We start from the raw sequence: 24,977 nt of genomic DNA on the forward strand, positions 1-24,977 counted from the left end.
GGACCCGCTCCGTCGGCGGGTCCAGACTCGTCACTCGTTCACAGGAGAACCATGGAATATCTTGACCTTTCACCCTACGAGTACACGAAATTCCCCCTGCTGATGCTTTGCATTGGATGGCTAGGCCGCGAACACGGCACGCAAGGCGCGAATGAACCCCCAATGGAGCCTAATTTTCTCGACCGCTTCAGAAGGGCCTCACGTCGCGCAGGCAGCATCATGCTCGGTGTGCACGATTGTGAATTCTGCCCACAAGGTGACGAATTTGTGGGAAACGGTGAATTTCGATACTACATGAGCGACGGTTCCGTGTACTCCGCTCCAGTCATGGTTCTGCATTACATCGAGAAGCATAATTATCACCTCCCCGCCCAATTCCGGGAGAGCCTGACGGTCACCGATGGGCTTTCGTGGGATTGGCGCGCAAAACTCCTTGCTAAAATCGTGACAGACGATTCTCAGGACCTAGACTTTCGATGCGAGGCAATTGTCGACATCGCCAACTGGAAGGACCCGAGGGCCCTAGACGCCCTAATGAAGGCAGCTAGGGATGAGGAGCTAGTCGACGTTACGGGGGAAGAGATCGGCCGTTCCCTAGGGCTTACCATTCTTGGGTGCCCCAGCGAAAGTGAGAATATTAACACAGCGGGCCTCGCCCCTCGGGTGCATGCAGGAATATCCCAAACACTCGAAGAGATCGCAGCAGATAGTGAGGGGTAGAAGTGGCGCGAAATCGGTGGCGAACTATCCCGGTTTCGCGTTAGGCGACTGAGGTTCACCGAGGACTCAGGTACGAGACACGACAGCGGTTGACGTTGCCCTCCGTAGCCACTTCACCTCCACACCCGCCAGGTTGGCAGAGGACCAATGGCCGCCTACTCGCACAGATGAACTCGCCGCACCCGATCCATCGCCCGTCACCACTCCGCACTACCGCTGTCCTGGCGCGTTCGGGGAAGTGTGCTGCTGGTGGTGAGACTGCTGCTGCGCGTGCCGGTCCGCGCGGCCCTGGTCTGTCTTCGTGGGCGTGGCTGCCTTTCCTGAGCGGGGGCGGCCGGGCACTGCACCGAGCCGGTGGCCTTCACATCTGCGGTCCACGCACCCTGCACTACGTCCTCCGGCAGGGCAGCTCCCTTGGCTGCCGCATGGGCTCGCAGAGCGGCGAGGAAGGGCTCAGCCATGAGGGGTGTCCTTGTCCGGTGGGACTGTAGGAGACTGGCTACTCAGCTCTTCCGCCGCGGCACGTGACTTGTCCGCCAGATGGAGGAGGCCCTGGGCCTACTTCTGCTCTGCGTACGTCTGAATGGCGAGGAGCGTCTTTGCGGCGGTTCACTGGTCGAGCGTGAGTGCCGGTGGCTGCTGTGTGATGGCAGGTGGGGCCGGTGTATCCGCAGCGGTGTTCCTGACGTGTCCTCCGCCGCGCTGCCGTCGGACACGGTGGCGTGTACGTCCTAGCGTGTGCTGTGCCCGGATGTACGCGAAACCCCCGTCGGCGAGCATGCCAGGGACCCCGTTTTGCCACGGCCGCTGAGGTAGAGCTCCATTGCGCGGTTGGCTCGCTGCCCGGCTTCTTTCCTGTCTGTTTCCCCGCCGACGAGTCGCTGGTTCTCTCAGAACAGGAGACTGATCATGTCACTGCGTGAAATCTCCCCTTGCGGTTGCAGTCACGTGGGAGTGCGGCACGTACTTCATCGAACCACTGAGCCTTTCCAGTCTGAGGGCGTTGGCCAGGTGTTGGAGGGGTCTGCGGAACGACGAAGCTGCCGTGTTCTCGACCAAGATCACCTGCACTCACCGGGAGGTTCGCGTGTTTGTCTGCCCGTTGTCGATCGACTTGTCCAGTCGTACCCGGCGGTGCCTGACCGGAGACGACTCGCAGTCCGGCGAGGCGAGATCGGGACGCGATGGTGGCGCTTGACCGCAGGTCGTCAGGCTCTCGTCGCTCTGGCCCATCTGCGGTGCGGTGATACCTCGCCCAGCTCGCCGCAGGCTTCGCTATCTGCTTCACGACCGTTTACCGCTACAGACGCTGCGTCGGCGAGCAGGCCATGGCCACCCTGAAGTGCTGGCGACTCCTTCGGAAGCTCCGTTGCAGCACCAACCGCATCGCAGCAATCGTCGCTCCTCGTCCTCCATCACGCGTCAGCATGAGGTTGGAGAGGGCTCAATGACGCCCTGAACTCCCCCGCGAATCAGGGCAAAAGGTCCGGGAGTGGGGATTCAGCGGGCACGGCCCGGCAGGGGTGCGGTGGACGGTCCGGGTGGCAGACTGGGCGCCGTCGTACGTCGCGCGGGTGGTGGAAGGGCCGGCAGTGGGACGTCCGCGCCTCTCCAGTGGTCCTCCCACCAGGCGGTGGCCTCGTCGAAGGTGGCGAAACCCCCTTCAACGAGTGTGTGCGTCCAGGCGTCGGTGTCGGCTGTCTCCAGCAGCACCCGGAACGGCAGTGGTTCCTTCTCGTCCACGGCGCGCAGCAGCACCGTGGTCTGCGGTGCGGTGGGGCCGTCGTCGGTGTAGCTGGTGAGGAGGGCGAAGTGGTCGCCGTCGGCCATCAGGCGGTCTTCCAAGGCGCGGGTGGCGTCGTCGGCGGGTGTCGTGCCCAGGTCCGTGGGCAGGCGGACGGCGTCCTTCGGGCAGCCTCGGGCGATGAGCCAGGACTGGGCCATGGACGGCAGCGGCAGCCTGGCGTGCTGGAAGCGGAACGTCCGCGCCTCGGGGTCGCGTTGCAGATGGAGCGCGATGAGCTGGGGCTCTCCGGGGAGGCCCCAGGTGGCGGTTCTGTCGTGGAGGACGTAGTGGCTGTGCCGTCCGTCGTCGCTGTGATGGTCGGCGAGCTTCGTGAGGTCGTTCTGGTTCATGGCAATGTGCTGCCAGAAGGCTTCGTCGGCCAGGGGTTTGACGGCCTCGTAGCCGTCGACGCGGAAGTCCGGCGTGAGGGAGGGCATAGGCGTTTCCGGTTCGGCAGCGGAGGAATGCCGCCACGGTGAGGGGGCGGGCGTGCGGGTTCAGCGGCGGGAGCGGGCTGCGGCGGGCCAGGCTCCCGCCCGCGGAGCGGGCCGGCCGACGACAGGAGTCTGCGGGTGCCGCGTTCCGGCGAGGGCGCTGCGGCCGGTGTCGGTGAGGGTGACCGGCTGCCCGGCGAGGACCGGATGGGTGGCGTCCCGGGCGACGAGTCCGGTCTGCTCCAGCCGCTGAAGCTGCTCGTATCCGACACGGGTTCCGGAGGCGGTGGCCACGGAGAGCCGCTGCGTGAGGAGGTGTTCGTGGAGTTTGGCGCCCTGGGCGATGGCCAGCAGGGCGGCGATGTCCCGTGCGGGCAGGTCCGCACCGGCAGGGAACTGGGGCCGTGCGGCCTTCTCGACCGGCTCCAGTGCAGTCAGCACGCTCTTGTTCTGCGCGTCGCGGGTGGCCACAGCCTCCGACAGTTGGCCGACCGTGCGGTCGATCCGCTCGAACAGCGCGGAGTCGACCGGGAACTCTCCGCTCGCCAGGCGGTGGAGCAGGACGCGGTAGAAGGTCACCGAGGTCTCGGCCGCCGCGAGGGCACGGTGGGCGTCGGCCAGGCGGGCGCGGGGCTGGTCGAGAAGACCGCGGTCGCGGTGGTTCCACAGAGTGCCGACGCTGTGGCCCACGGCCGCTTCGATACGCTGGTCCAGCGCTGTCAGAGCCTTCGGCACCGGCATGGACCCAGGGCTCGCAGGTCTGGCGGAAGCCTCTTTCAGGTCGGCGCGCATCAGCAGCCCGCCATCGCCGCGGCGAGCGCGGCGCGGCGGTAGGACTTGCGGCGGCGGCCATCCGGCAAGGTGACATCGCGGGTGGATATCTCGTACGGGGCGAGCAACTGGGCGAGCCGTGCCTGGGTCAGGTCGGCGTAGCGCCAGCGGCCCTCCGCCACACCGGGCTGGCGCCGCAGCGCGGCCACCATGTCGGCGGAGGCGAGGGCGTCCGGATCGCCGAACTCGGCGAAGGCCTCCAGCGCGGCGTGGAGGATGCCGGACGGACGGGGATGCTCGCCAAGGCAGGACAGGAAGTCCTCGTCATCGCCCTCCTCGTCATCCTCTTGGGCAGTGTCCGGGCGGCAACAGCAGTGGGAGGAGAGCAGGAGGGCGAGTTCGTGACCGGCGGCGAGGCGTTCGGCGAGTGCTTCGGTGAGCTGCTCCAGCTTCTCCCCCGTACGGTCGAGCGGGTCGAGGGCGCGGTTGTCCGGGCCGGTGAGCTGCTCGTCCAGCCGCTGGACCTCAAAGAGGGCGTCGAGGATGGCGCGGTGGTGCGGGTTCTCCGGGGGCAGTTCGGCACCGCGCAGGGTGGCGGCGAGCCGGTCGATGAGGGTGGGGAACGTGGTCGTCGTCAACGGACGGGTCCCTTCGCAGTCGGTGCAGGGTGAGGGAGGCCGGGCAACGCGGAGGAGGGCGGGCCCGGCTTGGGAATTCGGCCTCGGCTGGTGACCAGTTGAGGGGATCGGGTGCGGGCAGCGTGCGTCAGAGCGCTCATGGGGCGGCGGGTGATGCCGAGGCGGGCGCGGGCAGTGTCGTACGCGTTCTGCCGGGCGCGGGGCCGGACCGCCACCACGTGGATCTCGGTGCGGTGGGCCGATGTCGGCGGTGCCGGGCGCTGGGCGTAGACGATGCGCCACTCCGCGCGGTGATCGACGTAGAGCTTGCGGAACCCGGCCAGGTCACCGGTGAGCTTGCCGCCGAACAACTGGGCGGTGACGACGTCCTGGAGCTGGGCGAGCGCCAGGTCGCGGATGTCGCCGGGGGCGGTGAGGAGATCGGTCAGGGCGCGCGGGTCGAAGCTGAGGCCGAACGCCGGTGGGTGCGGTTGCCCGGTCATGAGCCGGCCTCGCCCGGCACTGCGGCTGTTGCCGGTGTTCCGGCTTCGGTCTTCGAGCGGTCGGAGGGGCTGGGCCCGGCCAGCAGGCGGTGGGAGGGCCGGTCCGGGTCGGTCATGCACGCGGACAGCGGTCCGCCCGGGGCGCGGACGGCCGCCATGGCGTGGGTGAGGAAGTCCCGGTGCCAGACAAAGAGGCCGGCGAGCCCTGCTTCGGGGTCTTTGTGCTGCTGGTAGGCCATCCACAGGGCGTGCAGCCAGGCGACGATGTCCTGGTGTTCCTGCCACTGCTCGCACCACGGGGAGGCGGTGGTGACCTCGGCGCCGTAGGCGGGCATGAGGAAGTCGTCCACCCAGTCGGAGAGCGAGTCGAGTTCGTTCTCGTACTCCTCGCCGGCGAGTTCCAGGATCGGTTTCGGCTCGGGTGGCGTGGGCGGGGGCATGCCGGGCATCGCCGCGAAGCCGGGCATGCCGAAGCCCGGGAACGGGGCCGGGCGGGGGGCGTGGCCGGGGGCCGTTGAGAGGCTGTCGAGCTGCCGGGCCTGCTCCGCCGTCTGGTCCAGCAGTTTGCGGACACTTGCCTCGATGGATTCCAGGCCGGAATCGGGCAGCGGTACCGGCGGAATTGCCCCGTCGTCGCGGGACTCTGTGGATTCGGGCACGAAAGAGATCTCCTTGAAGCCGCGGCCGGTGAATCTGGATTGCGGCATCAACGATCCGAGGATTCCCCGGTTTCGCTAACCGGGGAGCGGGTGCTATATGTGCTCCGCGGGCGGTCCGGACGGGCCAGTGGGCACCAGCAGGCCCGTCCGGAACGTAGCTGCGCGGGCTATGCGGTGAGGCCGAAGTCGTCCTGGGTGCGGGTCTGCTGCAGGGTTTCGGTGAGCCGGTCCGCGGCGACCTGGGCGTAGTGCCTGGTCTTCTCGACGCCGATGAAGTCGCGGCCCTCCAGCAGGGCCGCCACCCCGGTCGAGCCGGAGCCGGCGCAGAAGTCGAGGACCGTGCCGCCGTCCGGGCAGATGTGCACCAGCTCACGCATCACCGAGACCGGCTTCTGCGTGATGTGCTGCCGGTTCTTCCCCGACGGCTGCGAAGCGCTGTAGAGGCCGGGCAGGTAGACGGGGTTCCGGGCGGCGTCGATCGGTCCGTTGCTGGCCCAGACGATGAACTCGCAGTTCTGGGTGAAGCGCCCTTTCTGTGGCCTGGCCTGCGGCTTGTGCCAGGCGAGGACCCCGCGCCACAGCCAGCCGGCCGCCTGGATCGCGTCCGTCGTGACCGGCATCTGCCGCCAGTCCGTGAACAGCAGCGCCGTGCCACCGGTCTTGGTGAGGCGGTGGGCTTCGGTCATGATCTGCGTCAGCCAGAACCCGTACGACCTCTGGTCCATGTTCTCGCCGGTGAAGTCCGGCAGGTCATGGCCGGCGTCGGCGGAGGTGTACTTCTGCCGGGCGCTGCGGGACGTGCGTTCCTTCGCGGTCCGGCCGCCCGAGTTGTACGGCGGGTCGGTGATCACGCTGTCGACACAGTCGTCCGGCAGCCCGGCGAGGACGGTCAGGGCGTCGCCCTGGTGGAGGGAAAAAGGCAAAGGGGGTACCCCAGTGTTCGATTCGGGAATGGGGGAGAGAAAGTCACTCCGGCTCGCCGCCTGGCCCTGCACGGTGAATGCGGGCATGCCAGGCGTCCGCGTTCGAGGCGGGTTGCGAGGGGGAGGTCTCAAAACTCTAGGGCACGATCCCCGGTTGGCCGCTATCGCCGCCCGAACCCATCCGGCGAGCAGCAGCTGAGGTGGCCGGCTATTTCGCCAACCGGGGATTGGGGTTTACTGTTTTGGAACTGCCCGGCGAACACCGCCGACGGCCCGACCCCCCGCTCACGCCTTCACGGAACCTTCCCATGCCCCGCTGCACCTGACGCATGCCCTCCGGGAAGCGAGCGGCAACTCGCATCCCGTGCCGGGGCTCCCGTTTCACCCACCACCGGCCACCCGCGCCCTCTCACACACGGACACCGCGCGGCCGGACCTCACTTCAAGGACACCCGCTGTGACACACCCCTGCCCTGCTCCGCCCGCAGACCGGCCACCGGCTGACAAACCTGCGGGAGGCGGCACCGGTTGAAAGGCGCAGCCGCCGCCATCGGCGTCTTCTGCCTTTCCCCCCTTCTCCTCGCCGGAACCGCCGTCATCGCCGCGGCCGGCAGCGGCGCAGCCCTCAGCACCGGTTCCTGCCTGTCCGGATCCGATATCGACGCCGACGCGGTCGCCCAGCAGGTCACGGCCATCCTGGGCGGCGAGGGCGCCGACCAGGACATCAAGGTCGAGGGCCTCGACCTCCCCGGCGAGCAGATCCCGCACGCGAAGACGATCGTCGCCACGGGCATCTCCCTCGACGTTCCCGAGCGCGGGCAGGTCGCGGCACTGGCCACCGCCCTGCAGGAGTCCCGGCTGCGGAACCTCGACTACGGCGACCGCGACTCCTTGGGGCTGTTCCAGCAGCGGCCGAGCATGGGCTGGGGCACCCCCGACCAGATCCGCGACCCCGTCTACTCCTCCACGAAGTTCTACGAAGGATTGCTGGACACACCGGGCTGGCAGCAGATGACCATCACCCAGGCCGCCCAAGCCGTCCAGAAGTCCGGGTATCCCGACGCGTACGCACAGTGGGAGCCGCTGTCCCGCGCCCTGCAGAAGGCGATCGTCCAGAACCTTCCCGACCAGGGCAACGACCCCGGCGGGACTCCCGGCGAGCCCGCCGGGGGCGGTACCGGGTGCGTGCCCGGCGAGGACGGTTCCGGGTTCGGGCCCATCCCCGACGGTGCCGTGCCCGAGGGGTATGAGATTCCGAAGGACGCCGATCCGAAGGCCCGCAGGGCGATCACCTGGGCGATGGGGCAGCTCGGCACCCCCTACCAGTGGGGCGGGACCTGCACCGACCCGCGCGGTCCCGACCCGATGGGCCGCTGCGACTGCAGCTCGCTCACCCAGCAGGCTTATCGCGCCGCCGCCGTCACCCTCACCCGCACCACGTACACCCAGGTCAAGGAAGGCAAGGCCGTCTCGCCGAAGGCCATGCGTCCCGGCGACCTGATCTTCTCCCGCGGCACCGCCGCCGTGCCCGAGCACGTCGGCCTCTACCTGGGCTCCGGACTCGTGATCAACGCCCCCCGGACGGGAACGAACGTCCGGGTCGAGGCGATCAAGGACTGGCGCATCCTCGCCGTCCGCCGCGTCCTGTGACGACCGCCCCCCTTCCTCCGCTTCCCCGTTTCCCGCAGACCCGGGTGGTCTGTGTACGCAAGGAGTTCCGCCATAGCCATGTCTCTCGCCGACCGCGTCGTCCCTTTCGCCTTCGACCCGGGCATCACCCCGAAGGGCGGCGGACTGCCCGGCCTCGACGTGCTCCGCAACGTCGTCTCCTCGATCAACCTGTTCGGGATCATCGCCGTGGTCGGCGCCCTGGCCGTCTCCCTCGGCGTGTGGGCCTGGGGCCACCACTCCGGCGGCCACCAGGCCGAGGCAAGCGGCAAGAAGGGCGCCCTCGTGTCCGCCGGCGCCGCGCTGGGACTCGGCGCCGCGAACGGCATCGTGGCCTTCTTCTCCGCGCTGGGCACGCAGGTCGACTGATGAAACGACCCCGCATAGCGCTCCACCGGAGCACCGCCGGCTGGTCGGCCAACCGCCGCATCGCGGTCGTGGCCTCCGTGATCGCCGTCCTGGTCACCGTCGCCGGCCTCGCCGCCTACGTCACCGGCCGGGGCGACCAGCGCGCCGAGCCGACCTCGCCGTCAGCGCCCGCGCGTCCCTCCGCCCCGTCCGCAGAGGGGGAGCGCAACCCTTCGCCGGACCGGGGTTCGGTGGCTTCGCCGCCGCAGATCGCCGATCCCCTCGCCTACGGCAAGGCCGCCGCCGCGATGCTCTGGTCGTACGACACCCGCACCACGAGCCGGGAGCAGCAGCTCGCCGGGATGCGGGCGTGGATGACGCGCGAGACGAAGTACAGCGACTGGTCGTCGATCCGGGCCCAGGTGCCGGATCCGGTGCTGTGGTCGCGGCTGCGGGACAACACCCAGCACGCCACGGCGCAGATCACCCGGGCCACGTTCCCCTCGGCGTTCAAGCAGGCCCTCGCCGACGACCCGGCGGCGCTGACCGAGGCGTACATCTACGCGGTCACCGTCACCGGCAAGCAGACCATCGCCTGGAAGAGCGGCGGGGGCGGGGCCGAGGACCGCTCGGTCACCCTCGCCGTCCAGTGCCGCCCGGGTGCGGACTGCGCGCTCGTGTCCATCGCTCCCCGCGTCGCCCCGTAGCCGACCGTCACCATGAGAGGAGGGGGTGTCACCCCTCATGGACTTCTGTGATCTTCCACTCGCTTCCACCGTGTGCGGTGCCGCCGACGCCGCCAAGTTCGTGTCCGACCCGGGCGCGGCGATCGGGAACTGGATGGCCAAGAGCACCGGCGAACTGGCCGCCGCGGCGGCTGATCTCGCGGCGGACGCCGTCAACGCCACCACGGACATCGACCTGAACGCGGGCTGGTTCCGCGACAACTACGAGACGTTGCTGCCCATCGGTCTGATCGTGCTGGTCGCCACGTTCTCCGCGCAGCTGATCCGCGCAGCGTTGAAGCGCGACGGGCAGGCCCTCACCCAGGCGTTCACCGGCACCGCCTCCGGCGTGATCTTCGCGTTCGCCGCCATCGCCCTGACCACCGTCGCCATCGAGGTCACTGACGCCTTGTCGGACGGGCTGTTCAGAGCGGCGAACTCCTCGATCGAGGACGCGGTGCGGCGGATGGTCAAGGTGAACCAGATCGGCGCACTGTCCGGCCTGGGCTGGCTGGTGACCGTGTTCGCCTCCCTGGGCGCCGCCGTCGGTGCGTTCCTGTACTGGTGCGTGATGATGGTCCGCAAGGTCGGCATCCTCGTCCTCGTCACGTTGGCCGTGTTCGCCGCGGCGGGCGGCGGCTGGGAGGCCACCCGCCGGTGGCGCCGCGGCTGGATCGAAGCCACCGCCACCCTCATCGTCAGCAAACTCCTGATGACCGTGGTCTTCCTGCTCGGCATCTCCGCCATGGGCAAGACCGAAGCCAGCGACGGGCTTGCCGCGCTCTCCGACGTCATGGCCGGCATCGTCATCATGATGCTCGTCCTGCTCTGCCCCTACGCGACGTTCAAGTTCGTCCACTGGGCCGCCGAGGGCACGTCCGGCGAGGACATCCACCGTGCCGGTGGCGCCGGTGCCCAGCTCGCCCGGCAGCACGCCGAACACGCCGGCCGGAAGGCCGCCGCGATGGCGGCCACCGCCGGAACCGGCGGCGCAGCCGGTGCCACAGGGGATGCGGGGAGTGCCGCGCCGCAGGGTCCCGACTTCGCCGACGGCCAGTTCCCAGGCGATATCGCCTCCTCGTCCGCCAGCGCAGGCAGCGGCGGGGAGCAGGGTGAGGGTCAGGACAGCGGCGGCCTGGCTGTGTCGCCCGCTGCCGACGCGATGGCCAAGGGCGTGGCGCAGGCCGTGCAGGACGCTCCCGTCAGCCCCGGAGCAGGCGGCGGATCCGGCGGGCGGCAGGGCGGCCCGGCGTCGCCGACGGCCGCCGAACAGGACGGCAGCAGATGGTCGGCGCCCCCGGCCACTGCCGCACCGCCGCCGCAGGGTGCCCAGCCCGCACCGGACGCCGCAACCGGCACCGGTCCGAGCGTGACTGGCGGGCCGGCAAGCCCGCCGCCCTCGCCCACCGGCTCCTGACCCCTTTCCGTCCGCTGCCGGGCGGAGCACCACAGCACAGACTGCGGATGCTCCGCCCGGCCCCCGCCCCGCGCTTCCTGGAACGGTTCCCGTCTTGTCTGAACTCTCCGCAGCCCCAGCACCGGTCACGGTGAAGTTTCCGCACCGCTCGCGGCGCGGCATCCTCCTGGGCCTGTCCCTGCCCCAGCTGACCCTGGTCTCCGCCGCGCTCGCCCTGCTGATGGTCACCGTCGTGTCCACCGGCCTCACTGGCGCCCTGATGCTGACCCCGCTGTGGGCGACGGTCACCGCCCTGGTCCTGGTCCGCCACCGCGGACGCTCCCTCATCGACTGGGCGCCCATCGTCCTGCGCCACGCCCACCGACGGCGCACCGGGCAGACGATGTGGCTCGCCCGCCCGGTCTCCCGGCCCCGGCAGGACGGCGTCCTCCATCTGCCCGGCACCGCCGCCTCACTGCGGGTCGTCACCCCCCACGGGTCGCAGGCCGCCGCCGTACACGACCCGCACCGCCAGACCCTGACCGCCGTCGCCCGCATCTCCTCCCGTGCGTTCGCCCTGCTCGACCCCGCGACGCAGAACGCGAACGTCACCGGGTGGGGCAGGGCCCTAGCAAGCGTCTCCCGCACCGGACACATCGCCGCGGTCCAGGTCCTGGAGCGCACCGTCCCCGACTCCGGCGACACTCTGACCCGGCACTGGGTCCAGCAGGGCCGCCCCGACACCCCGGTCGCCGGGCAGGTGTATGCCGACCTCGTCGCCTCCGCCGGCCCGGCCGCCGCCCCCCACGAGTCCTACCTCGTCATCAGCCTCGACCTGAAAGCCGCCAGGAGACTGATCAGCCAGGCGGGCGGAGGGCTGCCCGGGGCGTTCACGGTGATGGAGCAGACCACCTCCTCCGTCACCCAGGCCGCGCGCGGTGCGGGGCTGACGGTGAACGGGTGGCTCACCGCTCCGGAGATCGCCGCCGTCATCCGCACCGCCTACGACCCGGCATCCCTGTCCCGGCTGCAGCAGTGGTCCCAGAACGGACGCGCCGAAGCAGCCCCGGCAGCCGCCGGGCCGGTGGTCCAGGTCGAGGAGTCCGACCGGGTGATCACCGACTCCGCCCGGCACGCCACCTACTGGGTCGAGGACTGGCCCCGCACCGAAACCTCGGCCGGGTTCCTCCACGGTCTGATGTTCACCGCCGGCGTACGCCGCAGCCTCTCCCTCATATACGTGCCCAAGACGCTGGAAGCCGCGCTGCGCGACGTCCAGCGCACCAAGGCGACGATCATCGCCGACGCGGCCGAACGGCGCCGCCGGGGCATGGTCGACTCCGAGGCCGACAGCATCGAATACGCCGACGCCAAGCAGCGTGAGCGGCAGCTGATCGCCGGGCACTCCGACGTCGACCTGACCGGCCTGCTCACCGTCTCCGCCCCCACCGACGCCCTGCTCGACGCCGCGTGCGCGCAGATCGAAACCGCCGCCGCATCCGCCCAGGTCGATCTACGGAGGCTCGACTTCCAGCAGCCCGACGCCTTCACCACCGCCGCCCTCCCCCTCGCCCGGATCGCCCTGTGACCACACCACCCCCGGACCCGACCTCGCCACCGGACCTCGCCGAGGAAATCCGCACGCTCCTCGGCCCCCTGCACGAGATGCACCGCCGCCACCAGGCCCAGCTCGGTGAACACCGCACCCCGGACGGAGAGGTGTTCGAAGACCGCTACCCGCAGTACGAGGAAGCCCGCCTGGACACAGCCATCGAAGCCAGCGACACTCTCGACCTCATCCGCAACCGGCTCGAACAACTCGTCAGCGCTCCCATTCCGGGCCCGTTCACCATCGCCCTCAACGGCCTCGAACGCCACGACGGCGAGCGTCCATCCCTGTGGGTGGTCAACGGCACCGACCTCGCCAGCGCACGCCAGAACCTCACCCGGCTTCCGTCCTTCCGGCAGTGGCTGGAGGACACCCGCGCGCCAGGAGACCCCGCCGACCGGAGCGACGTGGTGTTCATACCGGAGGAGAGCCACCCCGGAACACCCCCACTCGGTTCGTACACCGACCTGCGGCACGAACAGAACCCAGCCCGAACCGCCGCCAGCGCCCCTCACACCGGCCTTCCCACACCCCGCCCGGCCGGGACCACGCCACGGCATTCGCGCTGACCACGCCCAGGAGCGGCGCTCCCACCGACGCGAGCCGGACCGTCCGATCACCGGCCACGTCGTCCCGGCGATAAGGATCCACTTGCCCTCTTCCCCCGACGCATCCCCCTATCTCCGGGCCGCGACCGCCGGCCTGCGCCACCACACCCGGGCCCTCACCACCGGAAATCCCACCGCGCCCCAGGCGGCGGACCGCGCCCACCTGGACACCCTGCACGCCCACCTCACCGCGCTGCACCGCCTCCTCGACCAGCTCACCGAGCAGATCAGGCCCCCGCATCCAACCGCGGGACGACACCTCGCCGCCGCGCACACCCGCCTCTGGCAGGCCAGCACGGCAGTCCACGACGCCTTCCACACGCTCCCCCCGGGGCCCGGCGGCACCGGTTCGGACTGCGATCCGGAACGGCTGCCGGAAAGCCCGCCGGTGCTGACCATCTGCCAGCGCCACCTCACCGCCGGACACGCCGTCCGCCGCAAGACCACCCCCGCCGACCTCACCCCGCTCCACGGCCACACCACCCGCGCCTCATGACCGGACAGCACCGCCGAAACGAGCCCTTGATGTCCCACCGGCCCGCCCGCCAAGCTCGCTCCACCGCCAGCCCTCTGTTCACCCCTCACGGCACCGACCGCGCCACCCGCAAACAGGCCCGCCGCCAGCTCACCGAAGCCACCGCCCAGGCCCGCTCCACCGCCCACCCCGAAGGAAGCGAACCGACCGAAGAAGACATGCCTCCCCCGCTCTACGGGCCGGGCGGACGACCGGGCCCCGCGTCCGCCCGCGGCAGCAGGCTCAAGCTCCCCGCGCACCGCATGACCACCGCCACCGCCTCCGGGGCCTACCCGTTCCTCGCCGAAGGAGGGCTCGGCGCCGACGGCATCTACATCGGCCGCGACGTCCACGCCGAAGCCGCCTTCAGCTTCGACCCCTTCACCCTCTACGGGAGGATCGACGGATTCACCAACCCGAACGTGCTCCTCGCCGGGGTGATCGGACAGGGCAAGAGCGCACTCGCCAAGTCCTTCGCGCTCCGCAGCATCGCGTTCGGCTACCGCGTCTACGTCCCCTGCGACCCGAAGGGCGAGTGGACCCCGGTGGCCACCGCGCTTAGCGGCACCTCCATCGCGCTGGGCCCCGGGCTGCCCGGCAAACTCAACCCCCTGGACGCAGCGCCCCGCCCGGCCAGCGTGCCGGAGCGGGAATGGGCGGGCGAGATCCGCAAACGACGGCTCCTGCTGCTCGGTTCACTGGCCCGGACCGTCCTCGGCCGGGACCTGGCCCCGATGGAGCACACCGCGCTCGATGTCGCCCTCGACGCGGTCGTCAGCCACGCCGCCGCCACCGTCCGCACTCCGCTCCTCGGGGACATCGCCACCACCCTCAACAACCCCGCCCTGCTGGACATCGCGGGCGGCACCATGTCCGGGCGGCTCGGCGACGCCGCCCGTGACCTCGCCCACGCCATGCGCCGCCTCGTCCACGGCGACCTGGCCGGCATGTTCGACGCGCCCTCCACCGTCGCCTTCGACCCCAGCGCGCCGATGCTGACCATCGACCTGTCCCGGCTCGGCGGCTCCGGGGACGACACCGCCCTCGTCCTCGCCATGACCTGCGCGTCCGCCTGGATGGAATCGGCCTTGACCGACCCGGACGGCGGACGCCGGTGGATCGTCTACGACGAAGCCTGGCGCCTCATGCGCCACCCCGGTCTCCTCCAGCGCATGCAGTCCCAGTGGAAACTCTCCCGCGGCCTCGGCATCGCGAACTTGATGGTGATCCACCGGCTGTCCGACCTGCTGACCGCTGGCGACGCCGGCTCCCGCGGACGCGCCCTGGCCGAGGGCCTCCTCGCCGACTGCTCCACCCGCATCGTCTACCGGCAGGAAACCGACCAGCTCGCCGCCGCGGCGCAGCTCCTCGGCCTCACGAGCGTGGAGTCCGAGGCCATCGCCCACCTCAACCGCGGGCGTGGCCTGTGGAAGGTCGCGGGCCGGAGCTTCATCGTCCAGCACATCCTCCACCCCCATGAGAAGCAGCTCTTCGACACCGACGCCCGGATGCGCTGAAAGATCCGTGAGTTCACGAACACCGACGCGCTGATCCCCATGAACCCGAGGAGGACGGGCCGATGACGACCGTCACTCAAGGGTCGGTTCGGCCAAGCCGAGGCGCGACATGCGAACTACGCCCCCGCTGTCGGGATATCTCACACCCGTCCCTCGTCGACGGCAACGCCATCGACGAGCCGGTGGATCCGCTTCTGTTCCGCGCGCTCATCGGTGGCGTCGTAGTGCCGCACTTGGTTCCACCAGCGGTCGTGATCGAAACCGTCGCAGTGGTTGAAGGGATGCGCGGTGCTGCGCAACCGCTGCCACTCCCGCACAATCGCGGCCCGCTGCCACGGATCGGGCCGCCCCAGCCGGAGGAGGGTGTGCAGGAACCCGGCCGAGTCACTGACCAGGATGAGCAGGGACTGCATCGCGAAGGACGTCTCGCCAGTCTTCCCCACTACCTCGTATACCCGCCCCAGCTGCGTGTTGAGGAACGCCTCCAAGGCGATGACGTCATCGCGCGTGAGGTCGGCGGCGTAGGTGAGAGTGCGCTCGGATTCGGAGCCTGTCACGCGGGTCGATCCTCCTGCCGGGATAAGAGCAACTCGGACGGTCACCGCCGAAACAAGATCTCAAGGACTCGCGTAAAGGGCCAACGGGCTATCGAGGTGGCCACTGGCCAGGTTACGGACGACGGCAAGGGTCATCGGCCGCTCGGTTCACAGAACTGGCGCGTGCCTCAGAGATACAGCCAGGGCTTCAGGATTCCCGACGGAACGACGGATTCTTCATCCCGTCGATTGAACCCCCGCCGACCTGCACCTGCAGGTCACACCAACGGGCCCGCGGGAATCAAACCCGCGGGAGTAGAGACAAAACAGCAGGAGGCTCATGAAACCCGATGTACAGCGCGAACTGATACCCCGCGACGACACCCTCCACCTCATCGGCGCGCTTAACGCGATGAAGGCCAAATTCCGCGACTCCGCCCAGCAGTGGCAGCTGCTGGACGAGAGCGGACACGTGCCGGCCAGGCCCTCCTACGCCGAGCTGCTTCAGCATGCCGCCGACGCACAAGACCTCTCCCGCGACGTCGTGCGGCTGACTGCCGAATTCGCCCGGAGCCCGCACAGTGCGAACCGTGCCGGCCGAGCCATCCTCGCCCACCTCGCCACAGCGGCCACCCTGTCCAGCCACACAGCACCGCGCTTCATCGACACCGCAGTGACCGCCCTGACCCTGTCCCCACCCGCCAGCCCGATCACCAGGCGATACCTGGAGAACTCCATGGTCGTCGACCATGCCGCGGGGCGCTCCTACCTGCGGCGCACGTCCGAATCTCTCCGGAATGCGGCCAAGGAAATCGACGACCACCTCGACTTCCACCGCTTCTTCCCAACGCCTTCCCGTCAGGAGAGTCCGGCGCCCCCGCCGCCCAGGCCGAGCGGTCGCCACCGCTAGGGCCTCTCGTCTGGAGCTTTCTGGGCGCGCGTGCCCTGGCCCCGCGCCTCTCCCCTGTAGCCCTTCGGGCACGGGAGGTGCCCCCAGCGTTGTCGTCCGTCGCCTATGGCCCCCTCGGCACTGCGGCCCGGGTGGCGGTGCCCCTGACGGAGCCGGAGGAGTACCCCCACCGGAGTGACTCCCTCCTCAGCCTTGCGATCTATGGCAGGAGCCCCCACTCCCTCATCCAACCTGATCCAAACGAAGGACCCTCGCCCGCGCCGAGGAACCCGAACCGACATCACCAGCTAAAGGAGCCCCCTGAACCGCCCCGCCCACTTCAGCGACGCCGACTGGGCCGAGTACCAGCAGTGCCAAGCCGAGCACGACGATCTCATGGCGCAAGTTGCCGAACGCGAAGCACAGATGGAGCACGACCTGATCGCCACCTACGACGAGTACGAACTCGACTTCGCCCCGGTTCCGGAGCCAGAGCCAACTCACCGGACACCACCGCTGCACCGCCAACCCCCCTCCCGCACGAGGAACCGTGGCCGCTGACGGCGAAATCCCCCCAGAGACCCGTCGCACGCATCGGCTTGCTGCACTTCCCGACCACCGCCACATGACTACCCCGTTGTGGCAGGAGCTGTGGCGCCGCCACGCGCACGTCACCACGCCGCTGCGGCAGCGAGGGCTGCAGTGCGACATCGAGTTCGGCCTCAGCGCGTACATCGTGCGCGTATCACTCCCCGACGACAGCTACCTGATCATCGGCCCGCCGCAGGAGCCCTCCTCCGACCGTTCACCGGGGGACCCGGAGGGGTGGATCGTGACCCGCGAGCACCATGACGACCAGGCGCTGTTCGAGGTGATCTACGACTCCGCGCCCCCAGCCGACCCCGGTGCCCCTGAGCGGACCGAAGCCCGCCACGGCGGCAGCGCCTCGCCCCTGATCGAGGCGATCGACCAGCGACTCACCCAGCTCGGGCTGCTGCCCGCTCCCTTCCCGCCCGCCGGGAGCACGCTCGTGAACACCGCCACTCCGACGCTCCGCGGGCCCAAGGCCCCGAACCTCTCCGACACCGCGGACCACACCTCCCCCTACGTCTACGGCGACGCGCTCCTCGCTCTTACCGATCAGCTCAACGGAGCTGAGACGCATGCGGACGCCGCCGCCCTGCTGCACCAGATCCTGGATCCGACCAGCGGCCTCCTGGAGCGGCTCGGCGATTTTTTCGAAGCAGCCGGGGAGAAGGCCCGGGAAGCCGAGACGGACGACGGCTTCGATCTGCGGGACGGTCTCGACGAGGCCGCAGCAGACCTCCGGCAGCTCGGCGAACGTCTCCACTTCGCCGTCGAGCAGATGCGCGACCTGGGCGTTCCGCAACAACCGCAGCCGTCGGCGCACACCACGGCCCGTAGCGCCTTCGCCCCTGTTCCGCGCCCTGCATCCCCGCAGTCCGGCCGGGCCCGCTGACACCCCGGCCCCTGCCATCGCCAGAACATCTCTCCCCCTGGAGGAATGGGTTGTCCCATCCCGATTCCGAGCTGTACGACAACGTCGGCCGCGACGCAGAACAGATCGCCGCAGCCCGCTACGGCATCGCCACCCGCGACGATCTGTTCCGGTGGGCGAGCCGGGACGCCGAGCCCTTCCTGGCCGGGCACCCGCTGCCGGACGAGCCCCTGCCGAGCCCTGACCTCGCCCCGTACCAGACCGCCCTCTCCGCAGCCGAAACCCCTGCCGAGGCCAGCACCGTCACCCAGCACTTCCTGAACGCCGCCGAACCCGTACTCCGCGCCGTGAGCGACTACCTCCTGACCGCCGCCCGGTGGCACGGCCAGAACCGCGGAGCAGCGAAGGGATCACCGCCCAAGCTGCTGATGGAAGCGGCCGGCCGCAGCCTGTCCGTGCTGGCCATCGCGGACGAAGCCGATCGGACGATACTCCGCGCCGAGTACGACCCCGCTCCCCCTCCGCACCTCCCGCCACCGGGCCAGACCCGGGCGTCGTCCGGCCTCCCCCCGACTCCACCGAACTCCCCGCCGACCGGCCCTGCGCCCGGCCAGTAATCCCGACCTAAGGCCCCTTCTGACCACCCGTCCCTTCATCGCCCGCCCTACCAGAAGGAACACCAACGCCCGTTCGGGTGCCTGCTCGTGCCGCACGCCGATGCACGAGCCGGAGACCGCTGACCTGGCCCGCCCACCGACCGAACCAGAAGCCCCGTTCCTGCCTCACCCCGAGCCCGGAGAGACCGCTGCACCCGCACACCCGCCCCGAGATCACGATCGTCATCGCCACCCAGCTGCGAGAAGACCGCCTGGACCACCTCACCGCGATGCACGCCAGCCTGACACGGCAGAGCGTGCCGTGGGAGGCCGTGATCGCGCTCGACGGAGCCGACCCCGCCCGGCTCCCCGCCGCACTCGCCCGTGATCCCCGCATCCGCCCCCTGGTGCTGCCCCGCCCCGTCGGCGCCGCCTGCGCCCGCAACCTCGCCCTCACCACCGTCCGTACCCCGTACGTCAACTGGAGTCTGAGGGTGCGGCTGCGCGCGCTGAAGGCCACCGGGGTCGGCTGGGCCGCCGGATAGAGCCTCGACCTCTACCCCGACGGGAGGACTACTGCGCTTATCCCGGCGCTTCCCGTGTCCCTCGCAGGTTGTGTCACTTAACTGCCGCCTGACGCAGACAAGTTGTCGCATACGCGAGCCGCAGCATGAGTCCCATTTTATCGGACTCCGACCATCACTACGTGACGCACATCACCCACGTCTATATCGCCCATTCGTGGAGTTCCCTGGCCGAGTTCGTTCGAACCAGCTCGTCGCTTTCGCCCCGGCGGGGCTGTCCGAACGTCGCGTTCAACTACGCGTCGTCACATGAACTTTGCCGCCGCCATCTGTACGGAGAAGACTTTGCGCGACCAGCACCAGCCGTCCGTCGCGGTGATCACCCCGACCGGCCTCGCCCCGAGTCGGCTGCCCTTCCTTGAGGAGCTGTACGACAGCCTGTGCGCCCAGGGGGACATCTCGCTTGAGTGGATCATCGCCCCCAACGGGCCGAAGGCCGATCCCGACCTCATTCCGCGCGGAATTATGAAGGACCGAAGGGTCACTGTGGTGGCCCGGACCGGACCGGGACCCGCTCCCGCCCGCAACACCGCGTTGAACTACGTCAGCGCACCGCGTGTCGCCTTCGCCGATGATGACGACCGGCTTCCGCCCGGTTCGTTGGCCGTGCGCAATGAGAGGGCCATCGCCACCGGCCTGGGCTGGGTCGCGGGCCGGTCGGCCGACTGGGACCCGGTGTCCGGAAGCCTGAACACCTGGGTGTGCCGGACCCCCGTTGGACGCCACGCGCCGGGCGATGTCTGGACGTTCTGGCCGGACCCCGAGGCCAGCAAGCCGCCCCTGGGCCACTGCATGCTGCTGACCGACACCCGCCTCGCCCAGGCGGTCGGCCACGGCGGCCTCCACAAGGGGGAGGACTACTCGTTCCTGATGGGTGTCTGCGCGAGATCGGCGGGCGAACTGCTGCCCAACGTCGTGTATCACCGCAGGGTCCACGCCGGTCAGTGGACGGCCGAGGACACCTACCGCGATCAGGCGGAGTTCGACGCGCGGAGGCACTCGTGGCTCAAGGGAAAGGCGGAGCGCGAGTTGCAGGTCGAGCACCCGTGTGTGGGTTCCGCAGTTTCGCAAGTACTTCCGCGTGATCATGAGCACCGATCGAGCATTTCCGCGTGATCATGGGCTCTTGGGCGCGTTCTCACCTTCACCCGATCGGGGACTTTCGGCTGCGTATCCTTGCTTTCCCGGCATGCGTGAGGTGACATCGACGCGGGCATGGTGACGCCCGGCCGCGTGATGGGCAGTGCCCCCCCGTACGCTCCCTCGCTGAGTACCGGCCAGAACGTCCACCTTTCACCGAATGAGCGCCTCGCAGCACCGGAACACAGCGCCACCGCCGGGGGGGGCCGGTCCGGCGCGGAAAACAAATCATGACTCAGGCCGCCCTGACATTCACCAAGGACCGCCGGCGCTGCACCGGGGAATCGCACCAAGCGCTGTACCCCCTTCTCAAGGACGGCCAGCGCCCGCTGGGCATCCCTGCAGCTGACCAGCCAGAACAGGCCCTGCTCGAAACCGCAGTCTTCCTGGCATGCTGCAAACTCGGTGGCTTTTGCGAGCACCCCCTGGGTATCGCCCAGGTCCGCCCCGGCCCCGACCAGCTGTTCCTGCGCCTGGTGAATGAGCCCTATGTGATCAAATACTGGGCCGAGTTCCTCCTCCCCCGCCCCAGCCAGGACACGTTCGTCGGCCCTCAGGACCAGGTCATCGGTGTGCCCGGACTCCGATACCGCCACGAGCGAGGCGGCATCTGCCTGTATCGCCCCGGGCAGCCAGCCGACATCGTGCTCACCGGCTTCAACCCTCAATGGTGGACCCGCACCGCCAAACGAATGGCCCGCGATTACGGACCGCTGCTGGTCGCCACCGCGGACTGGACGTCAGTGGAACGCGCCGCCTACGAGGTAGCTGCAGCCTCGCCCTGCGATCCCCCGAGCATCTACTCGCCCCTGCTGCGACGCATCCGAGCAACGGCCGGGGCCGGCCCTATCAACGGCACTGACGCCTGGCACGCCGTGAACGGCAACGTACGACTGGAGACCACCGACGGCCCGCCTTGCCCGGACCTCATTCACCTTTTCGGTGACGGCCCCACCGGACTCGGCTGGCAGGTCGACCACAAACAATGCACCTGCTTGTGCGACCACATCCACACGGGCACTGGATGCAACGTTGACTTCCGCGACCCTGTCTCGGGGCGGTCCGTGCACTACTCCAACGGCAAGTGGGGCCGCACTCTCGACGACCAGCGCAGCAGGCGGGTACGGGAAATGAACCGCACCGCGTTCACGTAAACGGAGCCAGTCACCCGGGGCATGGTCGCCGACGGCTGCCTGCCCGACGGCTTCGACGTCATCGGCGCGCTCGTCTGCCTCGCCGGGATGGCGGTCATCATGTACGCCACGCGCGGCCACTGACCGGCCGCGCGACTCAGTCACCAGCCCGCGGGCCGAATCCCCTGTCGGCGGTGGCCCGGGTGCGGGCGGGACGGCGCGGATTCTACGATCAGCAGGTGCAGCCCGGCTCGCAGCCGCACGCGTCCGCCTCAACCGCGGCGGTCCCGACGGGAACCGAGGCGTGGGCGGTGGGTGCGCAGCAGCCCTTGCCCTGCCGGGCGTCGCGGCCTTCCTTGACGGCGATGGCGGCGATGACGAGGGCGGCGATCGGGTCGGCCCAGGACCAGCCGAGAGTGGCGTTGAGGACCAGGCCGGCCAGAAGGACGGCGGAGAGGTACGTGCACAGCAGGGTCTGCTTGGAGTCGGCGACCGCGGAGGCGGAGCCGAGTTCGCAACCGGCCTTGCGCTGGGCGGCGGAGAGGAACGGCATGATCGCGAGGGACAGGGCAGCGATGACGATGCCGGGGACCGAGCGGTCGGCCTCGCTGGTGCCGGCCAGGGCTCGCACGGCGTCGAAGGTGACGTAGGCGGCCAGCGCGAAGAAGGAGGTGGCGATGATCCGCAGGGTCGTCTTCTCCCGGGCGTCGCGCACGGTGTGGTCGCGGGCGGAGAACTGCCAGGCGACCGCAGCGGCGGAGGACACCTCGATCACCGAGTCCAGACCGAAGCCGATCAGCGCCGTCGAGGAGGCCATCGTGCCCGCGGTGATCGCGACGACCGCCTCAATGACGTTGTAGGTGATCGTCGCGGCGACCAGCAGCCGTACGCGCCGGGCGAGCGCGTCACGCCGGGCCGGGGACGGCCCGAGGGATATCGCGGTCATCAGCAGCAGTCCTTGGTGGCGGCGTCCGGGCAGGTCTGGTCCGACTCGACGGCGACCACAACGGCGAGCAGGTCGTCCAAGGCGTGGCCGAGGCGTTCGTCAGCAAGCTCGTAGCGGGTGCGGCGCCCGTCGGGCACCGTGACGACGAGGCCGCAGTCGCGCAAGCAGGCCAGGTGGTTGGACAACCGGGTCCGAGATACGCCGAGCGTCTCGGCGAGATCGGCGGGGTAGGCCGGCGCCTGACGCAGGGCGAGCAGGACGCGGCAGCGGATCGGGTCGGCGAGCGCGCGGCCGAAGCGGGCCAGCACCTCGATGTCGGAGACAACAGTCAGCACCCCACGACAGTACATGCAACCCTGAATTCAGGGACTCTTGTACTCAGGTGTGCGGCTGGATGGCCGCGACGTAAGGAGCTGCGGTCAGCAGATGCCACCGCATGATGCCGTTGCCGAGCACGCCGAGACGCTGCCGCCAACGGCCGTCGGCACCTGGCCAGAGGCCGTCAACATCAGCGGCGACCGTCCGCCCGGCGGCGCAACATAGCCCGTGATCGCCGGTTAGGGAAACCGGCCTTCGTCGCGATCATTGAAGGATCCCACCCACCACACAAGGAGGGCATCAAACCTGTTCTCAACCGCTCCGACCACACCGGTCCGCCGCCACTACAGAGAGCGGCACTCGCACACCACCGGGGTCGGACTTCTGCTCATGATCACCCGTCAGATGCTGTGCTCACAGATCGCGGAAACCGTAATCCTCCCCGGCACGAGTGCTCATGAGAATGCGGAACCTACACGAGAACCTGGTCCATGGCTGAGGCGCAGATCATCCTGGCGCGCAGCCGGGAGTCCGTGATCGTCGCCATCGCCTCGGGCGAGCAGTACCCGTGGGCGCACACCGCCCTCGCGGAGAGCGGCAGCGCTGATGGACCGGTACCGCCCGGTCAGCAGCCCGTGGCCCGACGACGCCGCAGCGCTTTCCCACCTGACTGGAACCTTGACCGATGCCGAGAATCTGCTGGCCGACGTGGTCCACGGCAGTCCGATTCCGCCCCGGGAGCGCAACACCCGTGCGTGGCCGGCCGTCGAGACCTGGTTCACCAGCGGGGAGACCTTCCTGCGCCAAGCCCGCCTGAGCGCACCGCACCGCCGTCCGGCCCTCGCTGTTTCCGCGCCGTTCCGCTCCCTTGCCGCGGCCTGCCCCACGCACCGCAGCCGCTGACCAGCTCCACCACCGACCATGTAAGGAGATCCCCGCCCTTGGAACCCGGGACCCAGTTCGCCTTCGGCAGCCACGAGGAACACGGCTTCGTCGCCGCCTTCACCTCCTCCATGCCGTCACACCTCGCCCACTGGTATCTGGAGCGCGAGCAGTTCGAGCCCGTCCCCGGGGAACACGGGCTGTACCGGCTCAGCGAGCCCGAGCGCGACGGCCCCCGCCGCACCCGCCAGGCCGTCCACGATCTGCGCCGCCAGGGGTACACGGTGCAGGCCGACATCGCTCTCGACCCCGCCTCGGCCGGCCGGCCGCGTCCGGACCGGCCGAACGGACTCCAGGAACGCCGCAGCCGTCTCGCCCAGGCCGCCGCCGGACGGACGACGCAGCGCGCCGCATCGCCCACCACCTCCCCGCCGTCGGCCCGGCAGATCCCGCCGAAGCCCCCCTACGCACCGACCGTCCACCTGACGGTCGCCGGTGGCGGACGGTCCCGATGACGTCCGGCAGCGACCCGAGTCCCGACGGCTCCCCGCCGGTAGCACCCGACCTCGCGCAGCGGGCCCGCGACTTCCGGCTGCGGATGTCGGCCATCGACCGCGAGACCGAGACCGCGCTCGACATGACACGCGACCGCTACGGCCGCACCGTTCACGCGGGCGCCGCGGCAGCCGCGCAAGCTCACCGCGACAAGCTGGCCGTGGAGGCGTACACCGAGCACCTCGCCCCGTACGCCGTCCTACTGCTCGATGCTGCCCGCCGCGCGCTCGACGAGCTGCCACCCGCCCGGCACCTCACCGGATGGCGGAGCGTGCTGGACGGCCTCTCCACCTCCGCCGCCGAGATCCGGCGGGCGCTCGACCAGCCCACCGCCCCCGGCTCCTCGCCCGAACGCGCGCAGCGCGCGGCCCTGTGGCCCCACCTCGCCGCCTGGGCGGACCACGGCTTCATCGCCGGCAACCTCGCCGACCAGAACCAGAACGACAGGATCCCGCTGACCGACGAGGAACAGCAGGCGTGGACCGAGCGGGCCCAGGCGGCGCGGAGGCGCGGCGAGCTGGAACTGACCGAGTCGTGGTATGCCGCTGACGGCCGGCCGATCACCCTCGCGTATCTGGTCGAGGACGACGCCTCGACGGTGGTCGCCCTCAGAGGCGACCCGGATGCACCGGGCTGGCAGGTGATCGGACATTACGCCCACGAGTACGAGGCCGGACAGGCGCTGCCCGCCCCGGTCCCGCCCGGTGTGCTGCGCGCGGACGTCTCCCGGTTCAACCGCCCGGAACCCGCCCCCGAGGTGTCGCTACAGGAACTCATCCGGGACGTCGTCGAGGCCCAGGCCGCCGGTGACGCGTCCAACGCGCTGCTCACCGCCACCCAGCGCGGCTACGACGCAGGCCCGATGATCCGTCTCCAGGAACTCCTGGAGACCAGCGGCCAGTTCGCCACCGCACTGGAAACCGTGCAGGGCCAGCAGATCGCCGCCCGGCTCGCCGTCCTCGGCCGGCAGATCGGCTATCTCACCCGTGAAGTGCACGAGGCAGCCGAGGACCTCGGCGCGACCGTCGCCGTCCTGCCCCCGCACCGCACCCCCCGGCCACGGCCCCGACCACGCCCCGCCCTGGACACCACAGCCCCCGCGCCGCCCCGCGTCACCACGACCGCCCGTCACCGCTAGGCG

27 protein-coding genes and 3 pseudogenes are annotated in these 24,977 nt (G+C 69.9%); 21 read left to right on the plus strand and 9 right to left on the minus strand.

Annotated elements, in window-relative coordinates; translation table 11 throughout:
- Positions 1–51 precede the first annotated feature (51 nt).
- Together ACWF94_RS00310 and ACWF94_RS00315 are read left to right on the plus strand one after the other, a co-directional pair.
- Positions 52–720 (plus strand): HEAT repeat domain-containing protein, encoded by a 669-nt coding sequence (locus tag ACWF94_RS00310; protein WP_453483189.1) that lies wholly within the window; start codon positions 52–54, stop codon positions 718–720.
- Between the two features lie 1,087 nt (positions 721–1,807).
- Positions 1,808–2,024, plus strand: a pseudogene (locus ACWF94_RS00315) (transposase family protein); the annotation flags it as partial.
- A gap of 196 nt (positions 2,025–2,220) precedes the next feature.
- On the opposite strand, the gene ACWF94_RS00320 reads toward ACWF94_RS00315, so the two are convergent.
- The 6 genes from ACWF94_RS00320 to ACWF94_RS00345 form a co-directional block, all read right to left on the minus strand.
- Positions 2,221–2,943: a hypothetical protein gene (locus tag ACWF94_RS00320; protein WP_453483191.1), complete on the minus strand. Its 723-nt coding sequence runs from the start codon at positions 2,941–2,943 to the stop codon at positions 2,221–2,223.
- A gap of 60 nt (positions 2,944–3,003) precedes the next feature.
- Positions 3,004–3,681 carry a hypothetical protein gene (locus ACWF94_RS00325; protein WP_453483193.1) on the minus strand — a complete coding sequence of 226 codons (678 nt, stop codon included), beginning with the start codon at positions 3,679–3,681 and terminating at the stop codon, positions 3,004–3,006.
- Between the two features lie 50 nt (positions 3,682–3,731).
- Positions 3,732–4,349: a DUF3631 domain-containing protein gene (locus ACWF94_RS00330; RefSeq protein WP_453483195.1), complete on the minus strand. Its 618-nt coding sequence runs from the start codon at positions 4,347–4,349 to the stop codon at positions 3,732–3,734.
- On the minus strand, positions 4,346–4,831 hold the full coding sequence (locus tag ACWF94_RS00335) for a hypothetical protein (RefSeq protein ID WP_453483197.1): 486 nt from the start codon (positions 4,829–4,831) through the stop codon (positions 4,346–4,348). The genes ACWF94_RS00330 and ACWF94_RS00335 overlap by 4 nt, the downstream gene beginning before the upstream one ends.
- The gene (locus ACWF94_RS00340) at positions 4,828–5,490 is read right to left on the minus strand and encodes a DUF4913 domain-containing protein (protein ID WP_453483199.1); all 663 of its coding nucleotides are present in this window, start codon (positions 5,488–5,490) and stop codon (positions 4,828–4,830) included. Before ACWF94_RS00340 ends, ACWF94_RS00335 begins: the two co-directional genes overlap by 4 nt.
- 167 nt (positions 5,491–5,657) lie before the next feature.
- Positions 5,658–6,413: a DNA-methyltransferase gene (locus ACWF94_RS00345; RefSeq protein WP_453483201.1), complete on the minus strand. Its 756-nt coding sequence runs from the start codon at positions 6,411–6,413 to the stop codon at positions 5,658–5,660.
- Positions 6,414–6,941: 528 nt separating this feature from the next.
- Here ACWF94_RS00345 and ACWF94_RS00350 point away from each other — a divergent pair.
- The 8 genes from ACWF94_RS00350 to ACWF94_RS00385 all read left to right on the plus strand — a co-directional run bounded on the left by ACWF94_RS00350 (position 6,942) and on the right by ACWF94_RS00385 (position 14,798).
- A complete protein-coding gene (locus ACWF94_RS00350) occupies positions 6,942–8,063 on the plus strand; it encodes a C40 family peptidase (protein ID WP_453483203.1) in 1,122 nt (373 codons plus the stop codon).
- A 78-nt stretch (positions 8,064–8,141) separates the two neighbouring features.
- A complete protein-coding gene (locus tag ACWF94_RS00355; RefSeq protein ID WP_453483204.1) occupies positions 8,142–8,450 on the plus strand; it encodes a DUF6112 family protein in 309 nt (102 codons plus the stop codon).
- Positions 8,450–9,136 carry a hypothetical protein gene (locus tag ACWF94_RS00360; RefSeq protein ID WP_453483206.1) on the plus strand — a complete coding sequence of 229 codons (687 nt, stop codon included), beginning with the start codon at positions 8,450–8,452 and terminating at the stop codon, positions 9,134–9,136. The genes ACWF94_RS00355 and ACWF94_RS00360 overlap by 1 nt, the downstream gene beginning before the upstream one ends.
- Before the next feature lie 37 nt (positions 9,137–9,173).
- A complete protein-coding gene (locus ACWF94_RS00365; protein ID WP_453483303.1) occupies positions 9,174–10,571 on the plus strand; it encodes an SCO6881 family protein in 1,398 nt (465 codons plus the stop codon).
- A gap of 94 nt (positions 10,572–10,665) precedes the next feature.
- The gene (locus tag ACWF94_RS00370; protein ID WP_453483208.1) at positions 10,666–12,138 is read left to right on the plus strand and encodes an SCO6880 family protein; all 1,473 of its coding nucleotides are present in this window, start codon (positions 10,666–10,668) and stop codon (positions 12,136–12,138) included.
- Positions 12,135–12,728 carry a hypothetical protein gene (locus ACWF94_RS00375; RefSeq protein ID WP_453483309.1) on the plus strand — a complete coding sequence of 198 codons (594 nt, stop codon included), beginning with the start codon at positions 12,135–12,137 and terminating at the stop codon, positions 12,726–12,728. The genes ACWF94_RS00370 and ACWF94_RS00375 overlap by 4 nt, the downstream gene beginning before the upstream one ends.
- Positions 12,729–12,804: 76 nt before the next feature.
- Complete coding sequence (locus ACWF94_RS00380) at positions 12,805–13,263, plus strand: DUF6238 family protein (RefSeq protein WP_453483305.1); 459 nt, start codon at positions 12,805–12,807, stop codon at positions 13,261–13,263.
- A gap of 29 nt (positions 13,264–13,292) precedes the next feature.
- Positions 13,293–14,798 (plus strand): ATP-binding protein, encoded by a 1,506-nt coding sequence (locus ACWF94_RS00385; RefSeq protein WP_453483209.1) that lies wholly within the window; start codon positions 13,293–13,295, stop codon positions 14,796–14,798.
- A 140-nt stretch (positions 14,799–14,938) separates the two neighbouring features.
- Here the strand turns inward: ACWF94_RS00385 and ACWF94_RS00390 are convergent, their stop codons facing one another.
- Positions 14,939–15,355 carry a hypothetical protein gene (locus ACWF94_RS00390; RefSeq protein WP_453483211.1) on the minus strand — a complete coding sequence of 139 codons (417 nt, stop codon included), beginning with the start codon at positions 15,353–15,355 and terminating at the stop codon, positions 14,939–14,941.
- Positions 15,356–15,674: 319 nt separating this feature from the next.
- Here ACWF94_RS00390 and ACWF94_RS00395 point away from each other — a divergent pair, with 319 nt between their 5' ends.
- From ACWF94_RS00395 to ACWF94_RS00430, 8 genes and pseudogenes are all read left to right on the plus strand, one after another.
- Positions 15,675–16,244 carry a hypothetical protein gene (locus ACWF94_RS00395; RefSeq protein WP_453483212.1) on the plus strand — a complete coding sequence of 190 codons (570 nt, stop codon included), beginning with the start codon at positions 15,675–15,677 and terminating at the stop codon, positions 16,242–16,244.
- Positions 16,245–16,619: 375 nt separating this feature from the next.
- Positions 16,620–16,784: a hypothetical protein gene (locus tag ACWF94_RS00400; protein ID WP_453483214.1), complete on the plus strand. Its 165-nt coding sequence runs from the start codon at positions 16,620–16,622 to the stop codon at positions 16,782–16,784.
- 64 nt (positions 16,785–16,848) lie between these two features.
- The gene (locus ACWF94_RS00405) at positions 16,849–17,703 is read left to right on the plus strand and encodes a hypothetical protein (RefSeq protein WP_453483216.1); all 855 of its coding nucleotides are present in this window, start codon (positions 16,849–16,851) and stop codon (positions 17,701–17,703) included.
- A gap of 50 nt (positions 17,704–17,753) precedes the next feature.
- Positions 17,754–18,299, plus strand: a complete 546-nt coding sequence (locus ACWF94_RS00410) for a hypothetical protein (protein WP_453483218.1) — start codon at positions 17,754–17,756, stop codon at positions 18,297–18,299.
- A 269-nt stretch (positions 18,300–18,568) separates the two neighbouring features.
- A pseudogene (locus ACWF94_RS00415) lies at positions 18,569–18,820 on the plus strand (glycosyltransferase); the annotation flags it as partial.
- Positions 18,821–19,111: 291 nt separating this feature from the next.
- On the plus strand, positions 19,112–19,978 hold the full coding sequence (locus ACWF94_RS00420; RefSeq protein WP_453483220.1) for a glycosyltransferase family A protein: 867 nt from the start codon (positions 19,112–19,114) through the stop codon (positions 19,976–19,978).
- Positions 19,979–20,232: 254 nt separating this feature from the next.
- Positions 20,233–21,156 carry a hypothetical protein gene (locus ACWF94_RS00425; RefSeq protein ID WP_453483222.1) on the plus strand — a complete coding sequence of 308 codons (924 nt, stop codon included), beginning with the start codon at positions 20,233–20,235 and terminating at the stop codon, positions 21,154–21,156.
- Between the two features lie 18 nt (positions 21,157–21,174).
- A pseudogene (locus ACWF94_RS00430) lies at positions 21,175–21,279 on the plus strand (YnfA family protein); the annotation flags it as partial.
- 88 nt (positions 21,280–21,367) lie between these two features.
- Here ACWF94_RS00430 and ACWF94_RS00435 read toward each other — a convergent pair.
- Positions 21,368–22,081, minus strand: coding sequence for a cation transporter (locus ACWF94_RS00435; RefSeq protein ID WP_453483223.1), 714 nt, complete (start codon positions 22,079–22,081; stop codon positions 21,368–21,370).
- Positions 22,081–22,416 carry an ArsR/SmtB family transcription factor gene (locus ACWF94_RS00440; RefSeq protein WP_453483225.1) on the minus strand — a complete coding sequence of 112 codons (336 nt, stop codon included), beginning with the start codon at positions 22,414–22,416 and terminating at the stop codon, positions 22,081–22,083. The genes ACWF94_RS00435 and ACWF94_RS00440 overlap by 1 nt, the downstream gene beginning before the upstream one ends.
- Before the next feature lie 661 nt (positions 22,417–23,077).
- Here ACWF94_RS00440 and ACWF94_RS00445 point away from each other — a divergent pair.
- Genes ACWF94_RS00445 through ACWF94_RS00455 form a run of 3 tightly spaced genes read left to right on the plus strand, consistent with a single transcriptional unit; the run spans position 23,078 to position 24,974 of the window.
- A complete protein-coding gene (locus ACWF94_RS00445) occupies positions 23,078–23,302 on the plus strand; it encodes a hypothetical protein (protein WP_453483227.1) in 225 nt (74 codons plus the stop codon).
- 38 nt (positions 23,303–23,340) lie between these two features.
- A complete protein-coding gene (locus tag ACWF94_RS00450; RefSeq protein ID WP_453483229.1) occupies positions 23,341–23,796 on the plus strand; it encodes a hypothetical protein in 456 nt (151 codons plus the stop codon).
- Positions 23,793–24,974: a hypothetical protein gene (locus ACWF94_RS00455; RefSeq protein ID WP_453483231.1), complete on the plus strand. Its 1,182-nt coding sequence runs from the start codon at positions 23,793–23,795 to the stop codon at positions 24,972–24,974. Before ACWF94_RS00450 ends, ACWF94_RS00455 begins: the two co-directional genes overlap by 4 nt.
- Positions 24,975–24,977: the final 3 nt, after the last annotated feature.

The sequence above is a fragment of the Streptomyces sp. NPDC055078 genome, assembly GCF_053607985.1.

Excerpts from the sequence above, each read along its gene's own strand:
- ACWF94_RS00310 (WP_453483189.1), top strand. The coding sequence starts at position 52 with ATGGAATATCTTGACCTTTCACCCTACGAGTACACGAAATTCCCCCTG.
- ACWF94_RS00320 (WP_453483191.1), bottom strand. The coding sequence starts at position 2,943 with ATGCCCTCCCTCACGCCGGACTTCCGCGTCGACGGCTACGAGGCCGTC.
- ACWF94_RS00325 (WP_453483193.1), bottom strand. The coding sequence starts at position 3,681 with ATGCCGGTGCCGAAGGCTCTGACAGCGCTGGACCAGCGTATCGAAGCG.
- ACWF94_RS00335 (WP_453483197.1), bottom strand. The coding sequence starts at position 4,831 with ATGACCGGGCAACCGCACCCACCGGCGTTCGGCCTCAGCTTCGACCCG.
- ACWF94_RS00355 (WP_453483204.1), top strand. The coding sequence starts at position 8,142 with ATGTCTCTCGCCGACCGCGTCGTCCCTTTCGCCTTCGACCCGGGCATC.
- ACWF94_RS00360 (WP_453483206.1), top strand. The coding sequence starts at position 8,450 with ATGAAACGACCCCGCATAGCGCTCCACCGGAGCACCGCCGGCTGGTCG.
- ACWF94_RS00365 (WP_453483303.1), top strand. The coding sequence starts at position 9,174 with ATGGACTTCTGTGATCTTCCACTCGCTTCCACCGTGTGCGGTGCCGCC.
- ACWF94_RS00385 (WP_453483209.1), top strand. The coding sequence starts at position 13,293 with ATGTCCCACCGGCCCGCCCGCCAAGCTCGCTCCACCGCCAGCCCTCTG.
- ACWF94_RS00395 (WP_453483212.1), top strand. The coding sequence starts at position 15,675 with ATGAAACCCGATGTACAGCGCGAACTGATACCCCGCGACGACACCCTC.
- ACWF94_RS00400 (WP_453483214.1), top strand. The coding sequence starts at position 16,620 with ATGGCGCAAGTTGCCGAACGCGAAGCACAGATGGAGCACGACCTGATC.
- ACWF94_RS00405 (WP_453483216.1), top strand. The coding sequence starts at position 16,849 with ATGACTACCCCGTTGTGGCAGGAGCTGTGGCGCCGCCACGCGCACGTC.
- ACWF94_RS00420 (WP_453483220.1), top strand. The coding sequence starts at position 19,112 with ATGAACTTTGCCGCCGCCATCTGTACGGAGAAGACTTTGCGCGACCAG.
- ACWF94_RS00425 (WP_453483222.1), top strand. The coding sequence starts at position 20,233 with ATGACTCAGGCCGCCCTGACATTCACCAAGGACCGCCGGCGCTGCACC.
- ACWF94_RS00435 (WP_453483223.1), bottom strand. The coding sequence starts at position 22,081 with ATGACCGCGATATCCCTCGGGCCGTCCCCGGCCCGGCGTGACGCGCTC.
- ACWF94_RS00455 (WP_453483231.1), top strand. The coding sequence starts at position 23,793 with ATGACGTCCGGCAGCGACCCGAGTCCCGACGGCTCCCCGCCGGTAGCA.